Genomic DNA, 11,976 nt, shown 5'->3' on the forward strand with positions numbered 1-11,976 from the left:
CGTGCGTGCTTCGAAAGACGGGCGTCATGTTCCGAGGAGGGCGGTCAGGACGACGGCGGGATCGACGTCGGGTGGTCCGGCCGGCCACCAGGTGCCTTGATCCTTGGTGTATGGGTACCACAGTCCGTCGCGGCCCAGGCGCAGTTGGGCGTCGCGGCCCTCGACGGTCCAGCGGTTGCGCCAGGAGCGGAGCCGGGGTGGTTTGCCGTCGGCCCAGTCCGCGCGCAGCGCCTCGCGGTCGCGCTGCATGCGTGAGGCGGGTGGGTTCCAGGGGCCCTCCAGCACATCCAGGGATGCCGCGCCGCCGTGCCGCCACGCGCGGGTGGCGGCGGCGAGCTCGCGGGGGGTGCGGCCGCAGTCCGAGGAGATCCGGGCGAAGACCTCCAAGGTGGGGTGAGCGACGGCGAAACGGACGGCGTCCTGCCACTCGGTGAGCGGGGCGGGTGGCGCGGTGTCGGCGTGACGGGCGCTGAGGGCTGCGGCGAGCAGGTGGTGGGCACGTATCGCGGTGTCGGCGGCGAGCAGTTCGAGCGCAGCCGGGTCCACGCCAGGCTTTGGAACAGCCGAGGTCACCAGGGCCGGGCCGCGGTCTGGTTGTTCGGGTAGTGGTGGCGGGGCGGGCAGGGGCGGCAGTGCGGTGCGGGAGGCAAAGGCGGGCCCGGCGGGATCACCGCTGCGGGCCGGGGGTGCGGCGAGGTCCGGGCCTGCGGTTGCCGCGTACGCTGCGGCTTCGGTGGAGGCGCGGGCGGTGTTGCGGCGGCCGAGCTCGTCCAACAGCTCCCGCTCGCCGCGGCCCCGCAGGAGCAGCAGCACGAAGGGGTCACGGTCCAGGAGCCGGGCGACCTGGTAGCAGAGGGCGGCGGCGTGTTTGCAGGGGTAGCCCCAGTCGGGGCAGCTGCACTCGGGGTTGAGGTCCCGGGGGCCGGGCAGCAGCGGGACGCCGGCTGCCGCGGCGTCGTCGGCGAGGCCGGCGGGCATCTCGCCGTCGAGCAGTGCGGCGATGTTGGCGGCCCGCTCGGCGATCACGTCGAGCAGTTGGTCCCACTGCCGGTCCGTCAGCTGCTCGACCTGCGCTTTGGAGCGGTACGGGGTGCGGCGGCTGCCGTGCACCGGAGCGGCGGCCGAGCCGGGGGCGATGGTGACCGGGCCGACCGCGCCGCCGCGCGCGTAGGTCCGGCCGCGCTGGAGGCGGCCGGAGTCCAAGGAGGACTCCTCCAGGGAGCGCAGCCATTCGCGGCCCCACCAGGACTCGGCGAAGGGCGCGCGGCTGCCCTTTGCCGGAGGGAGTGCCTCAAAGGTGCGGGCGGCCGACTTGCCCGGCCGGCTACGCCTGGTCATTGTCCCGTCCTTCGCAGCGTGACCAGCTCGGCCAGTTCACGGTCGCTCAGTTCGCTGAACGCAGCCTCGCCCGAGCCCAGCACGGAGTCGGCCAGTTCCCGCTTCTGCCGGAGCATCTCGGCGACCCGGTCCTCCACGGTCCCCTCGGCGATCAGCTTGTGCACCTGGACCGGCTGGGTCTGTCCGATCCGGTAGGCGCGGTCGGTGGCCTGGTCCTCCACGGCCGGGTTCCACCAGCGGTCGTAGTGGATGACGTGTCCGGCCCGGGTCAGGTTCAGACCGGTACCGGCGGCTTTGAGGGACAGCAGGAACACCTTCTTCTCCCCGCTCTGGAAGGCGTCGACCATCTCCTCCCGGCGTTTGACCGTGGTGCCTCCGTGCAGGAACAGGGTGTCGACGCCACGGTCGGCCAGGTGGCGTTCGATCAGCGCGCCCATGGCCACGTACTGGGTGAAGACCAGGGCCGACCCGTCCTCGGCCAGAACGGTGTCCAGGAGTTCGTCCAGCAGTTCCAGCTTCCCCGAGCGGCCGGGGAGCTTGGCGCCCGCCGGTTCCTTCAGGAACTGTGCGGGGTGGTTGCAGACCTGCTTCAGGCCGGTGAGCAGCTTCATCACCAGGCCGCGCCGGGCGATGCCCTGCTTCTCCTCGATTTCGGCCATGAGCTCGCGTACCAGCGCCTCGTACAGCGAGACCTGTTCCTTCGTCAGTGACACCGGCTGGTCGGTCTCGGTCTTGGGCGGCAGTTCGGGAGCGATGCCGGGGTCGGACTTACGCCGACGCAGCAGGAAGGGGCGTACCAGCGCGGCCAGATGCCGGGCGGCCTGTTCGTCGCGGTCGCCTTCGACGGCCGTGGCGTAGCGGTCACGGAAGGAAGTGAGCGTGCCGAGCAGGCCGGGGGTGGTCCAGTCGAGCAGCGCCCACAGCTCGGACAGATTGTTCTCCACCGGGGTGCCGGTCAGCGCGACGCGTCCCCGCGAGGGGATCCCGCGCAACGCCCGGGCGGTCTGCGCGTGCGGGTTCTTGACATGCTGGGCCTCGTCGGCGACGAGCAGTCCCCAGGGCCGTTCGGCGAGGCGCTCGGCGTCGCGGCGCATGGTCCCGTAGGTGGTCAGGACGAAGCCGCCGCCCGCTCCGCCGTCGAGGCCGGACAGGCCGCGGCCGGGGCCGTGGAAGCGGCGTACCGGGGTGGTCGGTGCGAAGCGCTGGATTTCGCGCTCCCAGTTGCCGAGCAGCGAGGCGGGGCAGACCACCAGGGTCGGACCGGCGGTGGCTTCCCGTTCCTGGCGGCGCAGGTGGAGTGCGATCAGGGTGACGGTCTTGCCCAGGCCCATGTCGTCGGCGAGGCAGCCGCCCAGGCCGAGCGAGGTCATCCGGTGCAGCCAGTTCAGGCCGCGCAGCTGGTAGTCGCGCAGGGTCGCGACAAGGGTTTCCGGCGGCGCCTGGGGCTCACGCGCGGCGCGTGCCTCGGGGTCGGCGATCCGGGAGCGCAGCTCCTCCAGTACGCCGACCGCGGTGACCGCCACCTGTTCGCCGTCCACCTCGACGCTGCCGGTCAGCGCGGCGCCCAGGGCGTCGATCGCGGTGAGCGAGGCCGTCCTGGACCGCGCGGCCCGTCGCAGGCGGCGGACCAGCTCCGGGTCCACGACCACCCACTGGTCGCGCAGCCGCACGATCGGCCGGTGCGCCTGGACCAGCCGTTCCAGTTCGTCCTCCGTGAGTTCCTGGTCTCCGAGCGCGACCCGCCAGCGGAAGTCCAGCAGGCTGCCGGAGGACAGGAAGGACTCGGCCGAGGACTGCGTCCCCTTGCGGCGTACGGGTTCGAGGACGCCGGAGGCGGTCAGCTCGCGTACCAGCTCCTTGGGCCAGTGCACGGCGACCCCGGTGGCGGCGAGGCTTTCCGCCGCGTCGCCCAGCAGCGCCTGGGCCTCCTCGTCGGACAGCTCCAGGCCGGCCGGGGCTGCGGAGTCCAGCAGCCGTCCGGCCGGGGACCATGCGCGTGCGGCCCGCCGCAGCGTCAATAGCGTGTCCACCTGAGCACGCGGGCCGAACAGTTCCGGGACGGTGGCCTTCCCGGACCAGAGGTCCGCGGCGTCGGCGAGCACGGTGGGATCAGCCAGGCTGCGCAGTTGGACCACGGCCCGGAAGGAGTCCGCGCGGCCCAGTTCCAGGCGCAGCGACACCGCCAGACCCGTGTCGCGGCCGGCGGCGACCTCCGCCGCCCAGTCCCGCTGCTCGGGCACGGACTGCGGAGCGCGCGCCGCGAACGCCGGTCCGCCGGTCACCTGGCGGGCGGCGGGAGGGCGGGCGAGGGAGTCGGCCACGGCGTCCAGGAAGGCCCGCAGCAGCGGCTCGGCCGCCGGAAGCGTAAGGGGAGAGAGTCCGGGAACCGCGACCGCGCGGGCCTCGGGAGGCATGGCGGCTGCCAGGGAGCTGAGCCGCTCGTGGTCCTCGGCGTCCAGCGGGCCCACCCGCCACGCGTCGAATCCTTCCGGCGACACCCCGGGCAGCATCCTGCCCCGGGCGAGCAGACGCAGACCGAGCAGGGCCGCCGTGCCCCAGAACGCGGTACCGGCCGACGCCCGCCCGCTGCCGTCCGCTGCACCGAGCGCCCGGCAGCCGGTCAGCAGCGGCAGCGCCTGCTCCACCGACAGCCGCACGGCGATCACCCGCGCCCGGCGCACGGACGAACCGTGCGGGCGAACCACGGTGAGCCCCTCGGGTTCCACCCCGAGGTCCGGCGGCTCACCCCCGGGCGTCCAGAACGCCATCCGTCCCATCCGGGGCGGATCCGCGGGAAGGAACACCGCCTCGCCTGCGGCGAGCTCCGGCAGCCGGGCGAACAGTTGCTCCTGATTCGGAGCCGCCGGCTCTGGCGTGGCCGACTCGCCGGATCCGGCCGTGCAGGCGGCAGCGAACTCTGCCGACAGGGAAACCTTCGCCACTAAGCCCACTCCTGGCACAGACTCCTACAACCGCTCGGAAGGGTGCGGGTTGCCCGCGAGCCCTCGGCGGGTCAAGGCTATCCGTGCAGGCGGACATGACGTACCAAGAAGGGCTTCGCCCACTCGGCGCAGTACGGGAAGATGGCCCCAGCACCGGCCACGGAAGGCCGCGACACATATGCGGGCGCAGCCTCTTACCGGTGCCGGAACCCGTCTCCACTTTCAAGGGAACCCTTCGCCGTGAGCGCCGAGTCCGTGCCGACCTACCAGTTGAAGATCGCCCTGCGAGACACCAGCCCGCCGATCTGGCGTCGGGTCACCCTGCCCGCCGACACCTCGCTCGGCTGCCTGCACGACATCGTCCAAGTGTGCTTCGGCTGGGACGACTTGCACCTGCATTCCTTCACCGAGCCCAGCTCGGGCCGCCAATTCGTCGACTTCGGCGGTCCGTTGGACCGCGATCCCCTCCGCGACGCCGACGAGGAGTCCGTGACCGTTGCCGAGGTACTGACCTACGAAGGCGGTCGGCTGGAGTACACCTACGACTTCGGCGACGACTGGCGGCACCAGATCACCCTTGAGAAGACCCTCCCCGCGGCGTCCCCCGACCGACGCGTCCGCTGCACCGGGGGACGCCGCGCCATGCCCTACGCCGAGGACACCGGCGGTGCCTGGGGGCTGCAGGCCGTACTCGACGCCGTCGCGGACCGCGGCACACCGGCCCCCGAGCCATGGACCGACCTGGTCGAAACCCTGCGTGAGGAGGGGTTCGACCCCGCCTGTTTCGACTGCGACGCCCTGGACCAGGAACTGGCCGGACTGGACCCGCAGCCGCCCACGGCCGCCCGGGCCGCGGCCAAAGCCGCCCCCGGCGGGCGGCGCTGCTCCTGCGGCGAGATCCACGACGACGAGGACCTGGACGCGGAGTCCGTTCCGGTGCGACCCGTCTCCCTGGCACCGCGAGCGGAGCTCGCCGCGGCCGCGCGACAGGTGCCGCTGATCGCCTCCGCGCTCCGCCTGGCCCACTGGTGCCAGGGCGGACGAGCCGTCACGTCCCGCGACGTGCTCAAGCCCGCACTGGGCCGCCAGGCCGTCCAGGAACTGCAACTGTGGGCCCAGGACGACGAGCTGAGCGCACTCCGGCCCGCGGAGCGCGACAAGCGGCTGGCCCGCCTGCGCAGCTCCGGCGACCTGCCCTGCCTGGACGGCCCCTGGCAGCTCGCCCTGGACGGGGACCTGGTGGAGATCAGCGCAGGCACCGCCCGTCCGGGTACTGACCTGCCTGCCACCGTGGGAGACGAGGGAGTACTGGAGGTCTGGTGCCAGGCACTCGAGGACGAACTCGACACCCTGAACGACCTCGGGAACCTCGGCCTGCCTCCGGTGCTGCTGGCCGCGATGGGCATGCAGGACGAGGACGGCGACGGCTTGGCAGCGGTGGTGCTGCGGGCGCTGTACGAGGTTCCCGACGGCGAATGGCTGGACACGGCGCTGCTCGTCGGTGCACTCCGCGAGGGCCTCCCCAAGCAGGAGGCACGACTGGTCGAGCTGCTCTTCCTGCAGATCCTCGACCATGCGGCCCTGCTCCTCGCCGAGTACCAGGCAGCGGAGGTCGAGCCAGGCCCGGAGACGAGCCGGGACCGCGACCACATCCTCCTCGACATCCTCGGCATCGAAGGGAGCGCCGAAAACAGCGACGACGCTCCCCTGCTCGGGACGCGGCTCAGGCTCACCCCGCTGGGACGCCACGGACTGCGCGAGTACCTTCTCGCCGAGGGAGTCCACGCTCCGCTCATCGGCGAACTGGCCGACGCCGACGCCCCGACACTGCTCGACGTCCTGCTCGACTACGACCAGGACGCCGCCCAGGCCGAGATCACCGGATGGATCAGCCATCGGGGCCAGGGATCGGCCGCAGTCCAGCTCATCGATGCCTGCGCCGGGTTGGAGGCCGACGTGGCCCTCCGCCGCCTGGCCGCCGCACCGGTGCTGGCAGAGCTCGACGAACCCAGAGCGCTCGCGGTCCTGCGCAAAGCCGCAGCATCCCAGGTCCCTGGCTGCGCCGAGACTGCGGCGATCGCGCTGGTCGGCCGTGGTGAGATCCCCGAGGGACACGGTCGGGAACTCCAGCTGTGGGGGCTCGTCGATCACCTGTGGGGTCCGCTCGGCGTAGCCGACGAGGCATTCGCCGCGTTCCTGGACCAGGAGGAGGACTCGGTGCTCCCACTCCTGGAGCAGGCCGCCGACGATCTGTGGCGCTGCGACCACCCCGCCACCCGGGCCGTCCTGGAAGCGGCAGGGCGACACCTGCGGGCTCGGGACAAGACACTGGCCAAGCGCCTGCGTAGGTCCGAAACCAAAGTCGGATCCCAGCGCCGACGATGACGTCGGATCTGCGGCGAAGGTCAAGGAGCACGTCAAGCCCAGGGCGCCAGGCGTTGTAGGCGGTTGACGGCCTCGTGGAGGACGTCGTCCTTCTTGCAGAAGGTGAAGCGGACCTGGCTGCGGCCGGCGTCGGGGTCGTCGTAGAAGACGGAGTTGGGGATGGCGACGACGCCGCAGCGTTCGGGGAGCGCGCGGCAGAAGGCGTAGGCGTCCTTCTCGCCGAACGGGGTGATGTCGGTGGTGATGAAGTACGTGCCCTGGGGCCGGTGGACCTCGAACCCGGCCGCCCGCAGGCCGTCGCCGAGCAGGTCGCGCTTGCGGCGGAGGTCGGCGCGGAAGCCGTCGAAGTACGCGTCCGGGAGGCGCAGCGCTTCGGCGATCGCGTACTGGAACGGGCCCGCGCTGACGTAGGTCAGGTACTGCTTGGCCGTCCGGACGGCGGCGAGGAGCGGGGCGGCGGCAGTGACCCAGCCGACCTTCCAGCCGGTGTACGAGAAGGTCTTGCCGGCGGACGAGATCGAGACCGTGCGCTCGCGCATGCCGGGCAGTGAGATCAGCGGGATGTGTTCGCCCTCGAAGACCAGGTGCTCGTATACCTCGTCGGTGACCACCAGCAGGTCGTGCTCCACCGCCAGTCCGGCGATGGCGGTCAGCTCCTCGCGGGTGAGGACCATGCCCGTCGGGTTGTGGGGGCTGTTCAGCAGCAGCAGCCGGGTGCGGGGCGTGATCGCGTCCCGGAGGGCGTCGAGGTCGGGGCGGAAGTCCGGGGCGCGGAGGGTCAGCGGGACGCGGACGCCGCCCGCCATGGCGACGCAGGCGGCGTACGAGTCGTAGTACGGCTCGAAGGCGATGACCTCGTCGCCCGGCTCCAGCAGGGCGAGCATGGCGGCGGCGATGGCCTCGGTGGCGCCGGCGGTGACCAGGACCTCGGTGTCGGGGTCGTGGGTGAGGCCGTAGCGCCGCTGCTGGTGCTCGGCGATCGCGGTGCGCAGTTCGGGGACGCCGGGGCCCGGCGGGTACTGGTTGCCGTGGCCGTCGCGCAGCGCCCGGACCGCGGCCTCCCGGATCTCTTCGGGGCCGTCGGTGTCGGGGAAGCCCTGGCCGAGGTTGATGGAGCCGGTCCGTACGGCGAGCGCCGACATCTCCGCGAAGATCGTCGTACCGAACTCGGCGAGGCGGCGGTTGAGCAGCGGTCGTCCCTGTGTCATGGCTGCCATCCTGCGCGGAAGCTCTGGAGTTGCTCAAGTCTGCTTTGGCGGTTCGGGGGCGGGGGCATCCCCCACACACGCAGGAAGCGCACGGGAGCGGGGGGACCTCGCTTCGGGGGACGGAAGGACGTGAGGTCGGTGAAGGTTCTTGTCGGAGTGGTGATCGCGGTCGGTCTGATCGTGCTGCTCGTCTCGGTCCTGGTGAAAGCCGGGAACCGGTCGAAGGCGGGCGGGCGGGGCACGCGGCGGGGGGCCGCGGGCAGCGCCGCGGGAGGCAGCTGGTGGGCCGGGGGTGACGGCGGCGGCGGTTCGTCCTGCGGCAGCGGCAGTGGGCATTCCGGTGGGCACTCCGGAGGTCATTCGTGCGGCGGTGGTCACTCCTCGTGCGGTGGTGGCTCCTCGTGCGGCGGCGGGGGCGGATGCGGCGGAGGCAGCTGACCCGGACAGCTGGTTCCGGAGGTGCCCGGCGGGTGAACTCCCGCCGGGCACCTATTTGTTGGGGCTTTTTGCGAGTTGCCGGTGAACAGGTGATCCGAGAGGCCCCCGAGGGGATGGAAACCACGGCAAGTTGGGTAAAAACCCTGTGGATACGACTTATTCGTGGTTCCCTCGGTTGAGAGAAAATTCAGCCCTCGGACCCCAGTTGGACCTGATCGGGCGCTACCCACCTCCCACGTGCGTCACGTCGGGGGCGTCCCCTGTCCATGTGTCCACGCTTGCTTGCGGAGCCGACTCATGCTCACGACCCTCCAGACGGCTTATTCCGACACCCGTGCTGCCGACCTGGCCTGGGCGCTCGGGCGGGAGCCGCTCCCCGCCCTGGCCGTGCTCGATCTCGATCTCGCGGGCGCCAGGCTGCAGATGCGCCTGCTCGGCGCCTCCCACCAGGTACTCCTCGAAGAGGACCGCGGCACCTGTTCCGAAACCGTCGCCTGTATCCCCGGCAGCAGTACGCCGCTTCCGCTCGGTGTCTCCAAGCGGCTCGGGGAATGGGAGTACGAATTCGCGGCACGCGTCGAGACGCTCTCGGAGGGCTCGTTCGCGGGGCGCGCGCAGGAGCTCCTCGCGCTGGTGGCCGACCATCCCCACGGTCTCGCCGGGACGTTCCCCGGCAGCCCGCACGCCTTCACCGCCATGCTCGCCCAGCGGACCGAGGGCCAGGTGCGATGGCGCACCTGGCACGCGTACCCGCAGGAGGGGCAGTTGGTGGTGACGCGCACCCGAGTGGGAGTGCGGATGCCGGCGACGGCACTCCGGGAAGTGCCAACTACGTTGTGAGCACACCACTTACACCCTTGTGGGTGACAGGCTGCGATGTGATCGTGACGTAGCGTTCGCATCATGATCGACCAGCAGGTGCCGCTGCGAGGGGGCGCGGCGTGTCTTCCCGTACGGCCGAGGACCGGTCGGTGTCTCGTGCTGGCCGCTGTCTTCGTCTGTGCTGCCTGCGGTCTGGTGTACGAGCTCGAACTGGTGGCGCTCGCCTCCTATTTGATCGGTGATTCCGTCACCCAGGCATCGGTCGTGCTCTCCGTGATGGTGTTCGCGATGGGTGTCGGATCGCTTCTCGCGAAACGTTTACGCAGCCATGCCGCAGTGGGTTTCGGGCTGATCGAGGCGGCCCTCGCGCTCGTCGGCGGTTCCTCGGCGCTCGTGCTGTACGCGTCGTTCGCCTGGATCGGGGAGTCGCGGTACGCCCTGGTCGGGTTCTCGCTCACGATCGGCATCCTGATCGGTGCGGAGATTCCGCTGCTGATGACCTTGATCCAGCGCGTCGACCGGCAGGACGCGGGCGGCGCCGTCGCGGATCTCTTCGCCGCCGACTACGTGGGCGCGCTGGTCGGCGGGCTCGCCTTCCCCTTCCTGCTGCTGCCGGTGCTCGGACAGCTCACCGGGGCGCTGTTCACCGGCGCGGTCAACGCGGCGGCGGGCGGGGCGCTGGTGCTGTGTGTGTTCCGGCGGGATCTCAACCCGCGCTCCCGCTGGCTGCTGATCCTGTTCAACGTGGCGGTGATCGCCGTGCTGGCCGTCGCCACCGCACTGGTCGACGACTTCGAGCGGGCGGCGCGGCGCGCGGTGTACGGGGACGGGGTGCGGGTCGCGATGCAGACCGAGGTGCAGGAGGTGGTGCTGACCGGGTCGGGCCGCAGCTCCCTGGATCTGTATCTGGACGGGCGGCTTCGGGTCAGCGCGCGCGACGAGTACCGCTACCACGAGGCGCTGGTGCACCCGGCGATGAACGGGCCGCACGCCCGCGTCCTGATCCTGGGCGGCGGCGACGGCCTCGCCGCCCGGGAGGTGCTGCGCTATCCGGACGTACGCGACGTCACCGTGGTCGAGCTCGACCAGGGCGTCACCCGGTTGGCCCGTACCGACCGGGCGCTCTCGGAGCTGAACGGCCACGCGTTCCGCGACCCGCGGCTCACGGCGGTCACCGCGGACGCCTTCAACTGGCTGCGGGCGGCGCACGGCCGCTATGACGTGGTGATCTCCGATCTGCCCGATCCGGGGATCTCCACCAGCACGAAGCTCTACTCGGCGGAGTTCTACGGGCTGGTCGCCGAGGCACTCGCGCCCGGCGGCCGGGTGGTGGTGCACGGGGGCCCGCCGGTCTCCCGGCCACGTACGTTCTGGACGGTCGAGGCGTCGATGCGGGCGGCGGGCCTGCACACCCGCCCGTACTGGATGAGCGGCCGGCTCTCGGATTCCGCGGCCGGTCCCGACCGGGCCAGGCACCGGGCGCGCCCCGCGCACGGCTGGGGCTACGTCCTCGCCCGTCCGGGGAAGAGGCCGGAGCTCGGTCTCGCCGTGAGGGCGCCGGCGCTGCGGTCGATGACGGAGCCCGCGCTGGTGAACGCGGGACGGGAGGCGGAGCGGGCGCGGCCGGCGGGGCTGCCGCCGTCGACGCTGGTGCATCCGCGGTACTGGGAGGACCGGTGAGTGCGGCGTGGCTTTCCCATGTGTCTGCGGGGGGCCGGGGAGCCGGGTGCGGTTCTGCCGTGCGGTGGGCCGGGGAGCCGGGGGCGTGGCCCGTGTGCCCCGTGGTCTCGCGGGGTGGAACCGCTGACGTGACGGCCGGGGCTGAGTAGGCTCGGTTTCCATGGAGCATGAGGTGTTCGTTCCGGTTCCGGTCCCGTCCCTCCGGCGGACGCTGGGTGACCCCGCCCGCGTCGCGCGATGCGTGCCGGGGCTTCAGCAGGACGCCGACGCGGCCGCGGGCCCGCTGTCCGGCCGGCTCAAGATCCGGGTCGACGGCCACACGATCACGTACCGCGGCGCGCTGAGACTCACCGATGCGCCGCAGGACGGCCCGGAGGGGGCGCGCGGGGAAGCGGTCCTGGTGACCGGCGAGGGCTCCGAGGCCAGGGGAAGCGGCTCGGCGAAGCTGACCCTGACCATCGGCCTGACCGAGCGGGACGGCGGTACGGCGATCGGGTTCGCGGGTACGGCGAGCGGTGACGGCCGGCTGCTGGAGCTGGACGCGGCGGCGGCGCTCGCGGCGGCCCGCCGGCTGCTGGACCGCTTCGCCCAGCAGCTGGTGACGGAGACGCTGGCGGCCGGCGAAGAGATGGGCGAGGAGACCGGGGAGGCCGAGCGGTCCGTCGGGGAAGCGGTGGAGCAGGCCATCGAGGAGGCGGCCGAGGAGGCCGACACGACCGGCGCGGCCACCGTCGCCGACGACACCCCGCCCACCCATGACGCGGCGGCCGACGAGGCGCCCTCCGCGGGCGCGGGAAAGCCCGAGGAGCCCACCGCGGGGGAGCCGGAGGAGCCGGAGGAGCCCGGGAACCCGCCGGGTACCGGCGCCGTCTTCGACGCGCCCGTGCCCCCGCCGTCGCTCGACCCGGTCTCCGAGGTGGAGTTCACCGTCCCCGAGGGCCCTCCGGCGGAGGCCGCGCACGCCAGGCGCACCATGATCGGCCGCAGCGCCGAGGAGGTCGACCACGCGCCGCCGCGCGGCCGGTACGCGCCCGTTCCGTCACCCGATTCGACCACCGCGGGCGCCACGCTCCGCTGGGTCGCCCCGGCTGCCGCGCTCGCGCTGGCGTCCGCCGTGGTGGTGAGCCGGGCACTGAGGCGGCGGCGGTAGCGGTCGCGCCAGT

Annotated in this window: 7 protein-coding genes; 4 read left to right on the forward strand and 3 right to left on the reverse strand. The window is 72.4% G+C overall.

All coding sequences use genetic code 11. From position 1 onward, the window contains the following. Positions 1 to 24: 24 nt before the first annotated feature. Entirely contained in the window at positions 25 to 1,338 is a 1,314-nt protein-coding gene (locus OG520_RS21705) for an SWIM zinc finger family protein (protein ID WP_399329303.1), read from the reverse strand. Further along, entirely contained in the window at positions 1,335 to 4,115 is a 2,781-nt protein-coding gene (locus tag OG520_RS21710; RefSeq protein ID WP_406016536.1) for an SNF2-related protein, read from the reverse strand. The genes OG520_RS21705 and OG520_RS21710 overlap by 4 nt, the downstream gene beginning before the upstream one ends. Before the next feature lie 405 nt (positions 4,116 to 4,520). Between OG520_RS21710 and OG520_RS21715 the strand changes: the two genes are divergently transcribed. Then, positions 4,521 to 6,665 carry an IS1096 element passenger TnpR family protein gene (locus OG520_RS21715; protein WP_399329304.1) on the forward strand — a complete coding sequence of 715 codons (2,145 nt, stop codon included), beginning with the start codon at positions 4,521 to 4,523 and terminating at the stop codon, positions 6,663 to 6,665. 32 nt (positions 6,666 to 6,697) lie between these two features. On the opposite strand, the gene OG520_RS21720 is transcribed toward OG520_RS21715, so the two are convergent. Continuing rightward, positions 6,698 to 7,882, reverse strand: a complete 1,185-nt coding sequence (locus OG520_RS21720) for a pyridoxal phosphate-dependent aminotransferase (RefSeq protein WP_406014266.1) — start codon at positions 7,880 to 7,882, stop codon at positions 6,698 to 6,700. 726 nt (positions 7,883 to 8,608) lie between these two features. On the opposite strand from OG520_RS21720, the gene OG520_RS21725 reads away from it, so the two are divergent. The 3 genes from OG520_RS21725 (at position 8,609) to OG520_RS21735 (ending at position 11,963) form a co-directional block, all read left to right on the forward strand. After that, on the forward strand, positions 8,609 to 9,151 hold the full coding sequence (locus OG520_RS21725) for a DUF2617 family protein (RefSeq protein WP_266417337.1): 543 nt from the start codon (positions 8,609 to 8,611) through the stop codon (positions 9,149 to 9,151). A 63-nt stretch (positions 9,152 to 9,214) separates the two neighbouring features. Then, entirely contained in the window at positions 9,215 to 10,813 is a 1,599-nt protein-coding gene (locus OG520_RS21730; protein WP_406014267.1) for a polyamine aminopropyltransferase, read from the forward strand. Positions 10,814 to 10,973: 160 nt separating this feature from the next. Next, positions 10,974 to 11,963 (forward strand): carbon monoxide dehydrogenase, encoded by a 990-nt coding sequence (locus tag OG520_RS21735; protein ID WP_406014268.1) that lies wholly within the window; start codon positions 10,974 to 10,976, stop codon positions 11,961 to 11,963. The last annotated feature ends 13 nt before the right edge of the window (positions 11,964 to 11,976 follow it).

The organism is Streptomyces sp. NBC_00984 (genome assembly GCF_045162475.1).
Lineage (GTDB): Bacteria > Actinomycetota > Actinomycetes > Streptomycetales > Streptomycetaceae > Streptomyces.